A 16,603-nucleotide genomic window follows, 5' to 3' on the forward strand; every position below is an offset into this window, starting at 1 on the left:
CCCAAGCAGCCGTTTCATGGCTTTTGGGACAGCCCCTTGTTTGTGTTTTGCAGGTTTTTATCCGGCCAAGGCCGACCGGATTTGTCTCGTGTAGAACAAACGGACAATGAGGAAGTAGATAACTTGGATGAAAAAGAACAGACCCAGCACAAGCAGAGATTCCCTGAACAGGGAATACTGGAACATATGGGACAGTGCTGTAAGGGCGACGGCTCCATGGATAAGAGCGACTACAATAGGGGCGAAGAAGAGCAGGCCGATCTGGCGGTTCAATATGCGACCCAGTTCTTTGTGGCTCAGCCCCAGCTTAGAAATCGCCTTGAACTTCAGCTTATCCTCATCCAGATCACTGTACAGACGGAAATAGAGGAAGCTGCCGGCGGAGACGAAGAAGACGATCCCGACAAAAAGTCCTATGAACATCAGCGGGCCAAAGTAATCATTAATTCTGGAGGTCTCATATTCCAGCGCATAGAAATTATAGAATTCATTATAGGGGAGCTTGTTCGTCAGCCGCTGCCCTATACTCTCAATCCCTGGCTGTCCAATCTCCCCGAGCCACGCGTAATAATGGCTTACCTTGAGCGGCTGGGCGAGCCGGGCCATCCATTCGTCGGAGACGACATAATACCCGCTGACCGCCCGGAGCGCCGCAGAGACGACGGCCTGATCCGCCTCGATTACAGCCCCTGACTGCAGCTTTACCGGCTGGTTAAGCAGCTCTTCCCCCTTACGGGACAGTCCGAAATCCACAATGGCCGCCTTCCCGCTGTTCAGCCGGATGGGCTTCATTCCCATTTGCTCCGCCAGGCGGTTATATTCCGATTGCTTCACCAGAATCAGTGACCGGCCCCCGTCCGCGGTCTTGTAATAGCTCAGCGCCAGACCTGTTCTGCCTGCTGTAATCCCGGCCTTGAGCAGGCTCTCGTCAATCAGCTGGATATGGGCCTTTGCCTTGCTGTCTCCTTGTGCAGACAGATAGGTGAACAGATAAGGATTCTTTTCCTTAAGCGCCCCGTTCAGCATGGACTGAAATCCGTAGAGGGTTCCTATAGCGCTGAAAGAAACAGTAGAGATAATAGCCACCAGGAAGAACGAGCGGGCATTATCCTTCATACGGAAGGAGAGATCTGAGAGCAGCAGCATATTGGTTCTGCGCCAGAACAGCCCCTCCCGCGCCTTCAGCTCCCGGATCAGGTAGACGCTTAGCTGTGTAAACAGCAGATAGGTGCCGATGATCACCATAACGGCAACGGGCACGAGCATCAGCATTACATTTAGTCCGCTGGTCCGCAGCGCCAGGAAGTAGCCGCTTCCCAGCAGCAGGACCACCAGCAGAGACAACAGAATAGAGGCCTTTGGCTCCGGTTTGGGTTGACGGCTTGCCTTGATGAGCGTAATCAGCTTGCCGCTGCGCAGCACCGCCGAAATGAAGAGGGAGATAAGGGCGAACAGCAGCATGAAGGAAATCAGGGTCAGCACAATCGCCTTCACCGGGAAATAGAACAACAGACGCTCATGAAGGGAAAGCACACGCTCTCCGGCAAGCAGAATCCCCTTGGCAAAAATCACGCCGAGCCCGATGCCGCTGACCGTAGCCCCCGCCCCGATCATCATATTCTCCAGGAAAATCATCCGCCGCAGCTGGCGGGTAGTCATGCCATGCATCATCATCAGCCCGAACTCCCGTTTTCGCGATTGCAGAAAGGAGCTCATAGAGTACAGCACGAAGAAAAAGGAAAACACATAAATAATCCATTTGGCGACCGAAAGCGCCAGAGCAGCGCTGGATTGGAGACGGTCTGCGCTGAATACCGGATGATAGGCGAAGATGGAGAAGGTGAAGAAGACCATTACCGTAAACATGCTGCTGAGAAAATAGGCGGTGTACAGCCGTTTGTTCCGGGTGACATTACGGAATGCGAACTGGCGGAACGTCATGGCTATACCCCCCTAACAGCGAAAGTGTATCAATGATTTTCTGGAAAAAGCTCTGGCGGTTGTCCCCGCGGTGGATCTCTGTATAGAATCGGCCATCCTTAATGAAGACCACACGGTGACAATAGCTGGCCGCAACAGCGTCATGCGTCACGAGCATCATGGTGGTTCCCTGCTGTTCGTTGATTGTCTCCAGCAGATTCATCACATCCCTGGCTGCACCCGAATCCAGATTGCCGGTAGGCTCATCCGCCAGCAGCAGCTTCGGAGAGTGAATCATCGCTCTGGCGACCGCTGTCCGCTGGGCTTGACCGCCCGAGATCTCATAGGTACGCTTCTTCATAATGTCTTCAATGCCCAGCTTCCTCGCAATCTCCTGCGCCTTCTGCCTCATCACACGCACCTTTGTTCCATCCAGTGTGAGCGGAAGCACGATATTCTCTTCCACCGTCAAGGTGTTCAGCAGGTTGAAATCCTGAAAGACAAAGCCCAGCTCGCGGCGGCGGAATACCGCCAGTTCATTTTTGTCCAGCGTGCCGGTGTCCTTCCCGCCAATCACAATGCTTCCTGTGGTCGGAGCATCAACGGTGGCAATCAGATTCAGCAGCGTGGTTTTGCCGCTTCCCGATGGACCCATAATCCCTACGAATTCTCCGGACTCTATCGTTAGATCAATGTTGGTCAACGCCCGGTAGGCTACGTTTCCTTCATATATTTTACTGACCTGTTGTACCTCCAGCATAGGGTTCTCTCCTTCTCTGTATAAGCAATAGAATGGTTGTAGGACCACTATAGCGGAGACAGCAGCCGTGCAGCTATCGATTAAGATTTCACTTTTATTACACGCTTGTAAGGTAAGCTAAGGCTGGGCCGTCAAAATAATCCTGATTACCGTTCCCTCACCAGCCGCCGATTCCAGCTCAAGCCGGTGTCCGAGGCGGTCGGCCGCCTCTTTGGTCAAGTACAGTCCCATTCCCGTAGATTCCCGCAGTCCCCGCCCGTTGTCACCGGTGAAAAAGGGGCCGAACACCCGCTTGTGATCGGACTTTGGAATGCCGATGCCGTGATCCTTCACTTCAATGACCGCGTGTGCTCCCCTGAGATAGCAGGATACCGTAACCTTCTGACCGTTACCGGTCTTGTCCGCTGCTGCGGAATATTTGATGGCGTTGCTTATGAGTTGGGACAGCATGAAGAACAGCCACTTCTCATCGCTCTGGGCAGTAATGCCGGGAGAGGAGACCTTCACTTCGGGAAAGATAGAGTTGCGGATGAAGAGCCGCTTGTGATCATGGACCACCTCGCTTACCAGCTTCGGCAGGACCACAGGCTTAATGTGAAAATCCTGTTCAAACGCCCGCAGCCTGGCCATGTACAGCACAGTGTGCAATCCCCGCCGCATAAGCTCCAGCTCCTCCCGGATGCTGGCAGCCTCCGGCTCGTCAAGGTTCTGTACAGTCAGCTCGATCACCGACAGCGGGGTCTTCATCTGATGCACCCACTGGTCTATGAAGGTTAGGTGTTGCTCCTGCTGGAGCTTCACCGCAGTGAGCTGTTGCTGATAATGGCGGTACTGAGAGTGCAGGAGCTGCTCCAGCGCCTTAGAGGCAGGCTGGTCCTCCAGGATCTGGAAGGATTCGTCCAGTGCCTCCAGCGGTCTGCTGAGCCGGAGATAATAACGCCGCCTGCTGATATATTGATAGATCAGATAGCAGCCGAGAAAGAAGAAGCCTATGAAGACTGCATAGAGCGCGGTGGGCAGATCACGGTAGCCGTCGAGCCAGTAAATAGACAATATAGCAGCGAATTGCATCAGCTGAACTGCGAATAATAGCGCGTGCTCCCGGATAAACAGCTTCATGGCTTAGCCTCGGTCCAGCTTGGGTTCAGCCGGTAGCCCGAACCTCTGACTGTAAGCACGGCATCGTGCAGCCCAAGCTCCTGAAATTTCTTCCGTACCCGCGCAATATTCACATTCAGCGTGTTCTCATCCACAAATGCCTCCGGGTCCCACAGCTTCTCCAGCAGGGCTTCCCGGCTGGCCACCCGCGGATAACGCTCCATCAGGCTCTGGGTGAGATCCGCTTCCTTGCGGGTTAGGCTCACGGCCGACTGTTCATACTGCAACTCGAGCCGTTCCAGATAGAGCTTAAGCCCTTCCTTCTCCAGCATTAGCTCCTCGCGTTTTGCCGCATATTCCCCGTAGGCCCGGCGGAGGTGGCTATGGATTTTGGCCAGTACAATCCCGGAGTGAAAGGGCTTCGGAATATAATCATCCCCGCCGTTCTCCAGCGCCATAATCTGGTCCATCTCCCCGTCCCGCGCCGAAATGAACAGCACAGGGCAAGTGGAGACCTTGCGGATCTGCCGGCACCAGTAATAACCGTCATAGCTGGGCAGATTCACATCCAGCAGCACCAGCTCCGGTCCCATCTCCTCGAATTCCTGCAATACCAGGCGAAAGTCTCTGACCCTGACGACCTCATATCCGTACTTCTCAACAGCCGAGTGCAGCAAGTCTGCAATCTTCGGATCATCTTCTACAATCATGATTCTGGACATCTTCACGGCTCTCCTTGTCTTGTTCAGTTAAGTACATATATAACACGGGTGAGGGTGTAAGGGAAGTTAGGGGGAGTCAGAGTGGGTAGAAGCGGCTATACGAATGGGCTCACTGCCCTGCACCAGCAACTTTTATTATACTCATTCTGTGCCTGGAGACAGACATAGAGGATCGCTTACCATTTAGGACAGGGAGTTAATGAGAGTATAACGGCCCGGAATCTTTTTATGAAAGGAAACCATATGCTAAATCACCTGTTTTCACTTGCTGTACAACCTGTGCTGTGGCAACGAAGCGTTGAACCGTTTTGGAATGACGGGCATATCTCGAAGAAAATGCTGGAAGCACATCTGAATCCGGACTGGGAAGCGGCGAGCCGCAGGCACTGCATATTGACTGTTCAGTGAAGTGGATTAGCGGTCTGATCCTGCCGGGGAGCCGTATTCTTGACCTTGGCTGTGGACCTGGACTCTATACCAAGCGTCTCTCTGAACAGGGATATAACGTAACGGGGCTTGATTTCTCAAGCCGCTCCATCGCCTATGCCCAAGAGCAGGATACGCGGAGCCGGTACATCTATCAGAATTATTTAGAGCTGGATTATTCGGAAGCGTTCGATATGATTACCTTGATTTATTGTGATTATGGCGCACTTACACAGAGTGAGCGGTACACTCTGCTGGGCAAGCTGCACCGTGCGTTAAAGCCTGGGGGTTTGTTTATTATGGATGTATTTACGCATCAGACGATTCAGAGTAAGAAGGATAGCACTTCGTGGTCGGTTCAGCCAGACGGAGGCTTTTGGAATGCTGAACCGCATGTATGTCTCGAAGCGTCTTATTTCTTCGAGGAGCATACCGTGGAGGCCCGTCAGACCGTCATCCTTACCGATCATAGGCTGCATCATTATTTGATCTGGAACACGGTGTTTACACAGGAGACCCTTGCGGAGGAAGTGTTGCCTTGGGGATTCCAGCTGGACAGTGTTTACGATGATAGCTGCGGCAGTCCGTATACGGGGGGAGCAGACACACTATGTTTTGTACTTAGGAAGGGATAGCTTGCATAGAGAAAAACAAGAAAAGAAGGGATATGCTCTTCTTTTCTTGTAGTTTAGGAAATTATGACTACCACATAGGTATGTGGGCCAAATCTATGCTCTAAAGCCAATAACATTTATAGAGGAATTTTGCAAAAAGTGCAAGAATATTGCACCATAGAAGCAGTCTCTGCTGAAATCCTGCAAGCAATGCAACAAATTCAGCGTTAACTTGCTCTAAACACTTGAATTTGTGCAAATCATGCAACATTGTACTTCAGTCAGTAACATTTATAAAGGAATCCTGCAAAATGTGCAACAATGCTGTTCCTCACAAGCGACCGATAAAAGAAGGCGCCAGCATTATTCATCCGGAGGTTGATTTTGTTCCCTCTACTGGTTACACGATATACGCCGAATGCTCTCTGTTATTCCCCTGAAGCAGTAATCAGGCCATAGAGCTTATTCAAATTTGTCTTGAAATAGGTTGTGAAATACCAAGCGCGGTATTCTTCGGGGATTTCGATCTCTTCAATACTCTGCTGATTCTGAACGGCTTCGGTCACGATGGCGATCATCCTGCTTATGTACCCTTTCACCGCATGAAGCTGTTGCAGGGAGCAGACCTCACCATGCCCCGGTATAATCGTCTCCACGTCCAGCGATTCAATCTGCTCCAAAATATGCAGCCACTCCTGAGGGTTGGCATTAGCCAGCACCGGATGGTGGTTCGAGAGCACAAGATCCCCGATAATGAGCACTTTATCTTCCGGGAGGTACACAATAGCATCGCTCTGCGTGTGCCCTCCGCCATATGTAATGAGCTGAGCGCTGCGGTTGCTGCCGTGAAGGGTCATGTGCTGGTCAAAAGTGATCGTCGGTACCGTATGCACCAGCTGCGGCAGCATATTCACAAATTCACGGTCTGTTGCATTCTCCCAGGCCATTTCCTGTTGCAGCTTAGGATCCGTCTCCTGCGCACATTGCAATTCTGCCTCTCTGATCGCCTCTAGCATCTTCTCTCTGTTGTTCTGGTATTGGGCTACCCGGTCTCTGGCGAATGTATTCATCGTCTCACGGGTGCCGGATGTTGCAATCAGCTGAGCACCAGGCACAAACACCTGATTGCCAGTGGTATGATCGCTGTGCCAGTGTGTGTTGATCACATAGGATACAGGGTTCCCTGTGAGATGCTCAGCCGCAGCCTTCAAATCCTGAGCCGCCTCCAGCGTCGCGAATGTGTCTACCACCAGCGTGAGTCCCCCCAGGTCAATAATGGCCGCGTTTGCGAGTGAGCCTGTGCCTGGAACCGCAACCGCTGCAACGGTGCTATCTGCAATATATTGCAGACGGAAATGCCTGGAGCCTTGAAATGATTCAATCCTGTTGAGCATAGTAATCTCTCCCTTCCAACATGGGAATATACTATACGCTATCTCAGTCTGTTAGACAATATTTTTCTGGATTTCCATTTGATCTCCGTTTAGTTGGCGATATTCGAAGAGCCTGCGAACGGTTCTGCAGCAGCCGGGCGGCCAGACAAGAGCAGCAGAGTCCCCCAGAGCACTTTGGCAGCAAGATCCACATAGACCAGGGTGTGAAAAGACAGCTCAGGCCACACCATCCCCGCCACAGCATTAGCGCTTAGCAGGACAGCCAGCAGAAGCATGGAACGTCCATGCACCCAGGCCATCGGAATGAAATGAAGACCTATTGCCAAAAAAGCCCCCAGCCAGACCATCCGGTAATTGCCGTCCCCGAAGTGAGGACCGCCTACCAGCACCATAATCACGAACATTAGAAGGATAGAGTAGAGAGTCATCTTGCCCTGAAAGGCCGTTTGCGGTCCGTAGGACAGCTTGCGGCTGACCGTTTTGCCGGTCAGGATCCAGAAAAAACCGGCCATATACCCGAGTGAAAATACCGGCATGGAGATCAGCTGCGCTCCCCCCGCAAGCAGCCCCGCAAACAGGATGGCGGCCACCCAGATGAGCCACAATCCGCACACTCTTTTATTCAGATAGCTTCTGCTCCGTACTTGTCTTCCGTCTGCCTTCATTGTCTTCTTCCCCTTATGGATATATTTGTTGAGCTTTATCAGTATTGACACCTGAATGAGCGTGTTAACCCGCAAAAAACCTGCAGCCGCACCGCAATTTATTTGTGGGAATTACTGGAATGGTAGTCGGTGAAGGCTTGAATAAGCTGTGATACTCTTACTTCAGAAAGAAAATAACCACTGAAACGGAGCGCCTGATAAGCAGCATTCCGGACGGACTGAAGGAGGTGAAGTAACCTATGAAACCATTCGAAAAAGAGCTTGAAGATCTGGACCTGGAGCTGATTGAACTCGATCAGGTGGAAGCCATTCCATCGACAGCCGCAACCAGCGGCAGCGGCAGTTCATCCACCTGCGGATCATCATCATGTTCGTCATGTTCCTCTTCCTGCGCGTAAGACAGACCGATTCACAAGAATACTTAAACACTAATTTTATGAAAAGGATGATGAAAAAATGAAGGATTTAAACAAAGAACTGGAAGATCTGGACCTGGAACTGATTGAACTTGAGCAAGTGGAAGCTATTCCGTCAACAGCGGCAACCAGCGGCAGCGGCAGCTCCTCAACCTGCGGTTCGTCCTCATGCTCGTCGTGTTCTTCTTCCTGTGCTTAAGATTAACAGTATCGTAATGATAATAAAATACTAATTATGAAAAGGATGATAAATCATGAAAGATTTGAATAAAGAACTGGAAGATCTGGACCTGGAGCTGATTGAACTGGATCAAGTGGAGGCTATTCCGTCAACGGCGGCATCCAGCGGAAGCGGGAGCTCTTCCACCTGCGGCTCGTCGTCATGTTCGTCGTGTTCCTCTTCCTGTGCCTAATTGTTAGCTAAACCATGGATGGGGCGGCATCAGCCGCGCCCATCCAAAAACAATCCCAGAAGGGGGAGCCGTGTTGAGTCGAACCTTCCTGTTTGAAAGACGGAATCATGTTCCTTCCAGTGACCTGATGCAGATTAAGCATGGTTTCTACCAGGAGCTTCTAGCTTATTGTGAAGAACGTAAAGGATTCAATCAGCGTAAGGAATGGCTGCACCAGCGGCTGTCTGAGCGCATAGAACAAGAGCCGGAGGTACGGATTGCCTATATCCGGCTGCAACAGGGAGTCCGCAAAGGACATATCCAGCCCGGAAAGATTCCGAAGGTAAACCTAATCGCACCGGAGCTCATGGAGGAGGCACTCTCTCTGGAGCAGACCGGCAGCGGACTGATACAGCGGTATCAGGCATTAACCATCCGGTTCAAGAGTGAATGTAAAATGCAGGAACAGGAGCTGTATAAGCTGTTCCGGGAGCAACCGAGTGTGCAGAATGCACTGCTGCTAACTAACTATGAAATGTATTGTTCATTGAACAAATCGTATAGCTCGAAAAAAAGCGGAAAGGTATGGAAAATAATGATGCGTTCTTTTGCCAAAACAGCCCCGCTCTCTTCCTTCACTTCCATCTGCCGGGGACCGGGAACAGGAGAGAAGAGCCGGATCAGCTTCGCTCAATGGATTCTCCTTCACTGGTATGAGTTATGGCTGCTGCTTCCTGAGGTGATACGGGCCAGCTGCTATAAGGTGGATTACAGGGAGCAAGAAGGGACCCTCCTGACGGAGGGAAGTACCGGACCGCAAACGGCGGAGCCCGGAATATATAGCAGAACGAAGCGAAGCTACCGCTTGAAGACACCGGCTGCGGCTAAGATCAAACCCGGCAGCGTAGTCAGCCTGGATGAGCTGGCACAGATATGGAATGAAAGCATAGAAGCTATGACAGCCAAGGCTGTTGCACTGCTGCGCTGCGGATACCTCAAGCATGCGAATTACAGGGAGAGCGAGCCGCTTACGCTGGAGTTATTCATCGAAGCCGTCTCTGCACTGCGTCACGGAAGCAGCAGGATACAGTCCCTGGCTCAGCATCTGGAAGCCATCCGTCTGTTGTCCGGTCAGCTCGAACAGACAAGTGAGGTTCCGCAGAGGGAGCGGTTGCTGGAAATTACCCGGAAGCATGTGAACCGCTGCTGTAAGTTGCTCGGATGGGAGGGCAAATATCCGGCTAACCCGTTCAATGAGGACAGCTATGCGGAAGCAGGTGTACCGTCTGCTATAGTGGAGCCGTTCGGTGATCCGCTTGCGGAATGGGCTGAAGTTCTGCCAGTCTTCGATAACCGTCTGAAGTTCCGGCTCTATATGGAGCATCAGCTGCATGATACGCTCCCTGTGCCGTATACCTCCCTTGAGCCCGGCCTGTCCAGGTATGCCGCAGAGTATGAGCAGCATGTGGCACTCAACCGAACCTGCAAAGGAAGTATATTTGAGAATGCTCCCGCAGTAGCGCGCCTGGAGGAGCTCAGAGATCAATACCGGATGAAGCTGGCTGCGGCAGCAGCGGGAGAGGATGTTGTGCTGGAGCGTGCGGATCTGGCTCCGCTTACGGCAGGGCTGCGGAAACTCCGCATCCGCCAGCCTGCTGTAGCAGGATTCTGGCTTCAGCGGAGCGGTACGGGAGAGCTTGTAGTGAATGATTGCAAGAACAGCTATCTGGCCTATGCCATGTATCATTTGCCCGAGAGTCATGACGCCATAGCTGAACGGCTGCAAGATGTGCTCCACTGCGGGGACGAGGCGCAGCTAATCACCTACTCCCCCTCCTGCGGGTTCAATCCCAATATGAATGGTTTTGCAGAAGGCAATAGTATCGCTGCTGATCTTAAGGCTGCCGGGCTGATTTGGAATACTGAACGTCATAGCTTCGAGCTCCAGCTTGGAAAGCAGCGGATTGTTCCGTTATATACAGGATCACTTGCACCGGCTTGCCTGCCGGAGGAGTACAGGAATCTTGCCTTGCTCACCCAATCCGGCTTCATCACGGGAACCGGGCTGGACTATGATGAGCTCGGCATTGATGAATACCGGCATATCGGCAGAATCAGTTACGGGAAGCTGATCCTGCACAGAAGGCGAACTATTCTTCATGAGAAGCTGTTTGCCGGAGTGACCCCGGATTTGGACGGATACCTGCGGCTTCATGAGGTGCTTGAGGCCCATGCTGTCCCGCTGCATTCATTCATCCGGCTGTTTCCTGTCCGTAACAACAGGCTGCACATCGAATATGGGGAGTCCGGGCTGCACAAGCCGATCTTTCTGGATGCTGAGGAGCCGCAGTATTGTATGGAATGGCTTAAGCATATGGAACGCTGCCGCAGGAAGTACGGGGAATTAGCTGTTGTGTTCGAGGAGGCGCTTCCCGACCCGTATGACAATGAATATACCGCTGAGGTTGTGTACGAAATGCATGAAGAACCGCTCAGAATGGGGGGATGAAACGATGGGTGAGCAACCGGTACGTATTCTGGAAACGAAAGATGGCGCTGAAGTCATTGGCCGCAAAAGGAGGCTCAGGCTCAAAACGGCAGGTTATGAGCCGCTTGTCCGGCTCTTTACCAATCCGCAGCCGTCTCCTGCCGAAGCACAGCGGCTGAAGGATCTCCGGCACAAGCTGAACGGAGAAGAGCAGATATCCATAGAGGCAGCTGCGTATGAACTGGGTGACCGGGTGATTCTGTCCGCCGGAGTCTGCCCGCGCTGTCTTGGCTTGCAGTATCCTGTAGCAAGCCGGTTCAGATTACAGCTTCCTGCCTTTATGAGTGCAAGGAAGTATACCGGTAACAAGCTGGTCAGACTGGATGCCTGCGGACTTCAGTCCATCCAGTCCCTGCCTGAAGTGGCTCATGCCGAATGCTGCCCGCTTCATTGCAGTCCGCTGGAGCATCTGGAGGAGAGAGCCGTTGACGAGGGGGTTCTTTCACAGGAGCTGGTAAGCGCTGTGGTCCAGAACATTCAATTCCGTTTCGACCGTTACTGGAGGCTGGACGCTGAAGTCTGCGGCAGGGTGGTGAGCTTCGCCGGGTCCAGCAAACGCCGGGTATTGGAGGATCTGTATGCTTATGTACTGGAGCAATGCTACAGCTATCGTCAGCTATCGCCGGGGTTAACTGACCAGGCCGCCTACCTGCATTACCTGAACCGCCACGGAGCCGGGGATGCCGAAGAACTGGAGCAGGGGGATTGGACTTCAGGCTGCCTTGCCTTCTGGCCCGGTACGGAGCAGCCGGTTCCTTCACAGGTCAGGCATAAGAAGTTACAAGCCCTGATGATTGTGTATCTTATGGAGGCTGAATATGAGGGGAAGCTGTACAGGGCAATTGGTGAAGACCTGGAAGATGCGGTGTTCCGGGTATGGAGCCGGATTCGTAGAGAGGATTGTGATCCTGCCTGGCCTTACCCGTCTCCTTCTCCTGAGACGGCCGGTGGTACGCTGTGCAGGTATGAGGACGGTCTGTCCCGCAAATTCGGCTTCGCTCTCTTAGGGGGTGAATGGCGATGAGGACAGCTGCAATGACATTGGATCAGGCGATACACCGCCTGGAGGAACAGGTAGTGCTTGAGCTCGGCGGGGAACGGCTGCTATGCTTCATAGCCTACGCCCACCAGCGGGGCAGGGAGCGGAACTGGCCCCGGGAGGAGAGATTTGCACTTCTGCACGTGGATGTTCACGAAGTGCTTGCCGGACCTGTCTTCAATCCGGGCGGGATAGGCTGTCCGTCCTGCTTCGCGCAACGGAGGAACGAGAACCTTAGAGCGAATGAGCGGCTGCCTGGAGATGAAGGCCGAAGCGAACTTGTTGGCAGCTACAGCGTGGATGAAGAGCTGGTGCAGGAGTGTCTGGCTCTGCTGCTCCGGCAGGCTGGAACGCCCGGAGTGCTGGATTATTACCGGCTGGAGCCTGGCGGCGGTAATGTCCGCAGGTATTCCTTCTGGCCCGCACAGCGCTGCAAGTCCTGTGCTGAAGCTGAACCGGAGGACGACACCGCCGTGATCCGCCAGGCGTTCGAACGGCAAGCGATGTTCCGGTATGGCAGTTCATACCGGGCTGAGTCCACTGCGGTATGCGATGCCGTGTTCGCGCCAGGCAATGCCGACTCCAATTTTATGATTTATCGGGATCGAAATACCCGTTCCTTCTTTTCGCTGACCAGCTTCTTCAGGATCTACAGGGAGGAGACCTATGAGCTGGGCATCGGCAGCTCTACTGATTATAGAGCCAGCGAGCTAAAGTCGAGGTGTGAGGCGCTGGAACGTTATGCGGGAATGCACCCGCGCGGCAGGGAAGGGCTGAGTATCAGATCCGGCACCCGGAGTCTGCAGAAGCGGGAGACAGCCATCGATCCGCTGCTGTTCACCGGTGCGGTGAAGGGAAGCGGACAGATAGCCGCTTACCATGAGGAGCTGCCCTTGAATTGGATACCTGCCTTCGGCTGGAAGCGGCAAGGCACAGTCTATGTCCCGGAATGCCTGGCCTATTATAAGCCGGATGACGGATATTCAGCCGGGCCGCGGATTTACAAAGGCAATTCCAACGGGAATGCACTGGGCACAACCGTGCTTGACGGTATCTATTATGCCTGTCTGGAGCTGATTGAGCGGGATGCTTTCCTGAATCACTGGTACCTGCGGCGTTCACCGCCTGAGATTCTGCCGGATTCGGCAGAGAATGCACAGATCACTTATATGACCGGACGGCTTACGGCACTCGGGTATACCGTACAGCTGTTCGACATCACGATGGAGACAGAGATTCCTGTCATTTGGGCTCTCTGTCTGGGACAGACCGGGAACCAGTTCGCGGCCTACAGTACGGCGGGTGCCCATCCCGATCCGGAGAAGGCCATCCTCTCGGCGCTGGAGGAAATGCTGCTGGCGCTGGAATACTACGGCACTCATACCGCAGAGATTCATGAGAAAGCCCGGCGCATCCGCCATGAAGGGGTACAGCGGGTCGAGGATCATCCGATTCTCTATTTCCTTCAGGAGGAACGGCATCACTTCGGCTTCCTGGCCGGTGGCGGTCAATATGGCATCCGCGAGCGGTTTGCCCGGTTCTACGGGGAGCTTCAGCATACGGTGATTGATCTGGCAGAAGAAACCTCAAGGCTGCTGGACCGGATGACAGAGCATTACGGCGAAGTGTTCATCGTCCGTCAGACACCCGAAGGATACAAGGCGCTTGAACTGGAGGCAGTCAAAGTGCTTGTGCCTCAGATGCAGCCCATGTGGTTCGGTGAAGCCAGCCGGATGCTCTGCGGACGGCGTATCCGGCAGGCTGCGCAGCACTGGAGGATGGACTCGGCAGAGGCCTATCAGGCGCCCCATCCATTTCCCTGAAACACAATAAACGATAACAGAAAGAAGGAGAACAACTTGCAAATGCTGCTGAAATTAGAAGATGTAGAGAAGCGGTTCAAGGATAAGCAGGTGCTGGCCGGAGTGAGCTTCGATGTGGCGGAAGGCGAAAGTATCGCCTTAATCGGACCGAACGGGGCGGGGAAGACGACGATGATCCGTTCCATTCTGGGGCTTACCAGTATCGATGCCGGGGTCATAGAGCGGCATTTCGATAACCATAAGGATGTCGGAATAATGCTGCAAAAGGATCTTTTTCCCGACGGACTGCGGGTCAAGGAGCTGATTGAGCTGCATAAGAGCTACAGCAGATCCAAGGTGGATACGAATGAGCTGCTGAAGGCCGGGGATCTGGTGCAAGAGACCCGCAGCATGGTGCAGAGCCTGTCCGGCGGGCAGAAGCGCAGACTGTCCTTCGCCCTCTCTCTGGCGGCCAATCCGAAGCTGCTGTTCCTGGACGAACCGACGGTCGGCATGGATGTCACCGCCTGCAGAATGTTCTGGAGCAAGATCAAGGAGCTGCAGGGGCAGGGCAAATCCATATTTGTAACCTCACATCATCTGGATGAGCTGAACGACTTTTGCCGCCGGTTTATTTTCCTTAAAGAAGGAAAGGTCGCTGCGGTTGTCAGCAAGGAGGATCTGAATGCCCAGAAAATCCTCGTTGTGCATCCCGCGCAAGCAGAGGAAGCAGAGGAGCTGCAGCGCCGGTTCGGCGGTCTGGTGGAGGATGGACGGCTGTATGTATTTCATCCGGCAGAGCAATCCCGGCTGGTGGATGTCCTGAAGGAGCGGCATATTCCTTATGAAGAACGGCTTAAGGAAGTTAAGGATTGCTACCGTGAAATTTATGACCACTATGAAGAAGGAGTGATGCAGGCATGATTACAATTATCCGCTATGAAATTCTCAAGGTGCTGCGTAACAAGAGATTTGTATTTTTCACACTCGTGATGCCGCTTGGGTTCTTCCTTGCACTGAATGCCTTCGTGAAGCCGGATCACAGCCAAGGGGAGTTTATTACTTATCTGGCGGTATTCTGTACCCTGTTCGGAACAGCGGGCAGCGGGCTGAATACGCTGAGCACCCGGGTAGCCAAAGAGAAGTCATATATCAGCAGCATCTACACTGTCACTCCTTACTCGCAGGGCAAGTTCATCTTCGTCACCGCTCTGGTTCAACTGATTCTGAATGTGGTTATCGCGGCTGTAATCATCACGTTTGGCGCAGCTGTCTTCCACCTGAGAATGGACACGGTGCTGCTGAAGATGGAGCTGCTGGCGCTGTACTCCAGCTTATATTATATTTTCCTCGGCCTGATTCTCGGGTTCCTGCTGGACATTGTGTCGCTGCAATCCATCTCCTTCCCGCTGTACCTGGCCTTCATGTCTATGAACATCACGAATGATCTGGGCTTCTCGGTGCCGGGCTTCATGACCCATATCCAGCGCTTCTTCCCGGGCTATTATCTGAGCAAAGCGGTTAAGACACTCTATACCGGAGGCGATGCCCTTCAGAGCATCTTGATGATGACGCTGAACATCGGGCTGCTGCTGATCGTAACTCTCGTAGTCTACCGCTACAAAAAGAATGCAGTCGCCGCTTAAGCCAGGAGCCGGTGAGCTGGAAGAGCTGCGGATGACCCGCAGGGCGCTGCACCGTATCCCCGAGCTTGCCCGGCAGGAGAAGAAGACCCGGGCATATATTGAAGATTACATCGTTAGGCATACCAGCCGAATCAGGATCGAGCATTCCTCGGATAAAGGGATCATTGCTTCATATCAGGGCGGCGCCGGATTGCCGGTCATTGGATTCCGGGCAGAGCTGGATGCCCTGCCGGTTGAGGATGCCAAGGCGGATGCTCCTTACCGGAGCATGCATCCCGGCTTAAGCCATGCGTGCGGACATGATGCCCATATGTCCATTCTGCTGCAGCTCATCCGCTGGGTGGACCGGAGCGCACCGGCCGTGAACTGCTGCTTTATCTTTCAGGCAGCCGAGGAAGTGATGGCGGGAGCGCGGGAGCTCCTCCCCCTGCTTCAGGCGCAGAAGCTGGAATACCTGTATTCGCTTCATGTCACACCAGATCTGTATGCCGGGTATTTCTCCCTGCGGCCCGGTCTTGCTCTGGCAGGCTGTCTGAACGCTGAGCTGCTGCTGGAGCTGGCCTCCGGCCATGCTTCTGACCAGCCGGATGTTCTCCAGGTACTTGCTGAGGTGCAGCATTTCCAAGAGGCTTATCATACAGCCGGGCAGTTCTGCAAGGTTACGCATGTGGAAACGAATGGCTACTACAATGTGATCCCGGACCGGCTGAAGCTGTATCTTACTCTCCGCTCTGCGGAAGCAGCCGCACTCCGGGACGGGTACCAGCAGCTAATAGATGCCGTATCCGCCTCCTCTCAGGTGCGGGGGATTCTGGGTAGCCGGATTATTTCCGAGTATCCCTGCTGCGTGAATGATCCGGCGCTTGCGGGGCTCACCGCCCGGCTGCTTGGCAGGAGGTTTGGCCGGGAGCAGGTGCTGGAGGCACCGTTCCTGTTCTCCAGCGACGATTTTGCCTTCTATGCCAGGGAACTGCCTGGCGTGAAGACCTGTTACTATTTCATTGGCGCTTATGTGCGGGAGAATAACAACGTTCACACCGGAGCTTTTGACATTGACGAGCATGCATTGCTGTTTGGACTCCAAAGTTATCAGGCCATTATTCAAATGTTCGGGCAGGCCGGCCGGTCCCGGAGGGTCCCCGAATAATAGACAGGAGTGGG

At 53.4% G+C, this 16,603-nt stretch carries 16 protein-coding genes; 10 read left to right on the forward strand and 6 right to left on the reverse strand.

Going from position 1 to position 16,603, the window contains the following annotated elements:
• Positions 1 to 57: 57 nt before the first annotated feature.
• The 4 genes from NSU18_RS27135 to NSU18_RS27150 form a co-directional block, all read right to left on the reverse strand.
• Positions 58 to 1,941 carry an ABC transporter permease gene (locus NSU18_RS27135; RefSeq protein WP_341150515.1) on the reverse strand — a complete coding sequence of 628 codons (1,884 nt, stop codon included), beginning with the start codon at positions 1,939 to 1,941 and terminating at the stop codon, positions 58 to 60.
• Complete coding sequence (locus NSU18_RS27140; RefSeq protein ID WP_341017265.1) at positions 1,913 to 2,680, reverse strand: ABC transporter ATP-binding protein; 768 nt, start codon at positions 2,678 to 2,680, stop codon at positions 1,913 to 1,915. Before NSU18_RS27140 ends, NSU18_RS27135 begins: the two co-directional genes overlap by 29 nt.
• A 117-nt stretch (positions 2,681 to 2,797) precedes the next feature.
• Positions 2,798 to 3,799, reverse strand: a complete 1,002-nt coding sequence (locus NSU18_RS27145) for a sensor histidine kinase (protein ID WP_341017266.1) — start codon at positions 3,797 to 3,799, stop codon at positions 2,798 to 2,800.
• On the reverse strand, positions 3,796 to 4,500 hold the full coding sequence (locus NSU18_RS27150) for a response regulator transcription factor (protein WP_341150516.1): 705 nt from the start codon (positions 4,498 to 4,500) through the stop codon (positions 3,796 to 3,798). The genes NSU18_RS27145 and NSU18_RS27150 overlap by 4 nt, the downstream gene beginning before the upstream one ends.
• Before the next feature lie 404 nt (positions 4,501 to 4,904).
• Here NSU18_RS27150 and NSU18_RS27155 point away from each other — a divergent pair, with 404 nt between their 5' ends.
• Positions 4,905 to 5,561 carry a class I SAM-dependent methyltransferase gene (locus NSU18_RS27155; RefSeq protein WP_341017268.1) on the forward strand — a complete coding sequence of 219 codons (657 nt, stop codon included), beginning with the start codon at positions 4,905 to 4,907 and terminating at the stop codon, positions 5,559 to 5,561.
• A 407-nt stretch (positions 5,562 to 5,968) separates the two neighbouring features.
• On the opposite strand, the gene NSU18_RS27160 is transcribed toward NSU18_RS27155, so the two are convergent.
• Positions 5,969 to 6,934, reverse strand: coding sequence for an MBL fold metallo-hydrolase (locus tag NSU18_RS27160; RefSeq protein WP_341017269.1), 966 nt, complete (start codon positions 6,932 to 6,934; stop codon positions 5,969 to 5,971).
• Positions 6,935 to 7,023: 89 nt separating this feature from the next.
• Positions 7,024 to 7,599, reverse strand: a complete 576-nt coding sequence (locus tag NSU18_RS27165; protein WP_341017270.1) for a DUF6609 family protein — start codon at positions 7,597 to 7,599, stop codon at positions 7,024 to 7,026.
• Between the two features lie 239 nt (positions 7,600 to 7,838).
• On the opposite strand from NSU18_RS27165, the gene NSU18_RS27170 reads away from it, so the two are divergent.
• From NSU18_RS27170 to NSU18_RS27210, 9 genes are all read left to right on the forward strand, one after another.
• Positions 7,839 to 7,997: a thiazolylpeptide-type bacteriocin gene (locus NSU18_RS27170; RefSeq protein WP_339219785.1), complete on the forward strand. Its 159-nt coding sequence runs from the start codon at positions 7,839 to 7,841 to the stop codon at positions 7,995 to 7,997.
• 58 nt (positions 7,998 to 8,055) lie between these two features.
• Positions 8,056 to 8,214: a thiazolylpeptide-type bacteriocin gene (locus tag NSU18_RS27175; RefSeq protein ID WP_036732414.1), complete on the forward strand. Its 159-nt coding sequence runs from the start codon at positions 8,056 to 8,058 to the stop codon at positions 8,212 to 8,214.
• A 55-nt stretch (positions 8,215 to 8,269) separates the two neighbouring features.
• Positions 8,270 to 8,428: a thiazolylpeptide-type bacteriocin gene (locus tag NSU18_RS27180; RefSeq protein WP_339219784.1), complete on the forward strand. Its 159-nt coding sequence runs from the start codon at positions 8,270 to 8,272 to the stop codon at positions 8,426 to 8,428.
• 73 nt (positions 8,429 to 8,501) lie between these two features.
• Positions 8,502 to 10,916 carry a hypothetical protein gene (locus tag NSU18_RS27185; protein WP_341150517.1) on the forward strand — a complete coding sequence of 805 codons (2,415 nt, stop codon included), beginning with the start codon at positions 8,502 to 8,504 and terminating at the stop codon, positions 10,914 to 10,916.
• A 4-nt stretch (positions 10,917 to 10,920) separates the two neighbouring features.
• On the forward strand, positions 10,921 to 11,979 hold the full coding sequence (locus NSU18_RS27190) for a hypothetical protein (RefSeq protein ID WP_341017272.1): 1,059 nt from the start codon (positions 10,921 to 10,923) through the stop codon (positions 11,977 to 11,979).
• On the forward strand, positions 11,976 to 13,817 hold the full coding sequence (locus NSU18_RS27195) for a YcaO-like family protein (RefSeq protein WP_341150518.1): 1,842 nt from the start codon (positions 11,976 to 11,978) through the stop codon (positions 13,815 to 13,817). The genes NSU18_RS27190 and NSU18_RS27195 overlap by 4 nt, the downstream gene beginning before the upstream one ends.
• A 42-nt stretch (positions 13,818 to 13,859) precedes the next feature.
• A complete protein-coding gene (locus NSU18_RS27200) occupies positions 13,860 to 14,720 on the forward strand; it encodes an ABC transporter ATP-binding protein (protein ID WP_341017274.1) in 861 nt (286 codons plus the stop codon).
• Positions 14,717 to 15,442, forward strand: a complete 726-nt coding sequence (locus NSU18_RS27205; RefSeq protein WP_341150519.1) for a hypothetical protein — start codon at positions 14,717 to 14,719, stop codon at positions 15,440 to 15,442. Before NSU18_RS27200 ends, NSU18_RS27205 begins: the two co-directional genes overlap by 4 nt.
• A complete protein-coding gene (locus tag NSU18_RS27210) occupies positions 15,426 to 16,589 on the forward strand; it encodes a M20 metallopeptidase family protein (protein ID WP_341150520.1) in 1,164 nt (387 codons plus the stop codon). Before NSU18_RS27205 ends, NSU18_RS27210 begins: the two co-directional genes overlap by 17 nt.
• The last annotated feature ends 14 nt before the right edge of the window (positions 16,590 to 16,603 follow it).

Source organism: Paenibacillus sp. FSL H8-0048 (genome assembly GCF_038002825.1).
GTDB lineage: Bacteria > Bacillota > Bacilli > Paenibacillales > Paenibacillaceae > Paenibacillus_AQ.

Bases quoted from the DNA above. Each gene is read 5' to 3' on its own strand.
- NSU18_RS27135 (WP_341150515.1), bottom strand. From the start codon at position 1,941: ATGACGTTCCGCCAGTTCGCATTCCGTAATGTCACCCGGAACAAACGG.
- NSU18_RS27140 (WP_341017265.1), bottom strand. From the start codon at position 2,680: ATGCTGGAGGTACAACAGGTCAGTAAAATATATGAAGGAAACGTAGCC.
- NSU18_RS27145 (WP_341017266.1), bottom strand. From the start codon at position 3,799: ATGAAGCTGTTTATCCGGGAGCACGCGCTATTATTCGCAGTTCAGCTG.
- NSU18_RS27150 (WP_341150516.1), bottom strand. From the start codon at position 4,500: ATGTCCAGAATCATGATTGTAGAAGATGATCCGAAGATTGCAGACTTG.
- NSU18_RS27160 (WP_341017269.1), bottom strand. From the start codon at position 6,934: ATGCTCAACAGGATTGAATCATTTCAAGGCTCCAGGCATTTCCGTCTG.
- NSU18_RS27165 (WP_341017270.1), bottom strand. From the start codon at position 7,599: ATGAAGGCAGACGGAAGACAAGTACGGAGCAGAAGCTATCTGAATAAA.
- NSU18_RS27170 (WP_339219785.1), top strand. From the start codon at position 7,839: ATGAAACCATTCGAAAAAGAGCTTGAAGATCTGGACCTGGAGCTGATT.
- NSU18_RS27175 (WP_036732414.1), top strand. From the start codon at position 8,056: ATGAAGGATTTAAACAAAGAACTGGAAGATCTGGACCTGGAACTGATT.
- NSU18_RS27180 (WP_339219784.1), top strand. From the start codon at position 8,270: ATGAAAGATTTGAATAAAGAACTGGAAGATCTGGACCTGGAGCTGATT.
- NSU18_RS27190 (WP_341017272.1), top strand. From the start codon at position 10,921: ATGGGTGAGCAACCGGTACGTATTCTGGAAACGAAAGATGGCGCTGAA.
- NSU18_RS27195 (WP_341150518.1), top strand. From the start codon at position 11,976: ATGAGGACAGCTGCAATGACATTGGATCAGGCGATACACCGCCTGGAG.
- NSU18_RS27200 (WP_341017274.1), top strand. From the start codon at position 13,860: ATGCTGCTGAAATTAGAAGATGTAGAGAAGCGGTTCAAGGATAAGCAG.
- NSU18_RS27205 (WP_341150519.1), top strand. From the start codon at position 14,717: ATGATTACAATTATCCGCTATGAAATTCTCAAGGTGCTGCGTAACAAG.
- NSU18_RS27210 (WP_341150520.1), top strand. From the start codon at position 15,426: ATGCAGTCGCCGCTTAAGCCAGGAGCCGGTGAGCTGGAAGAGCTGCGG.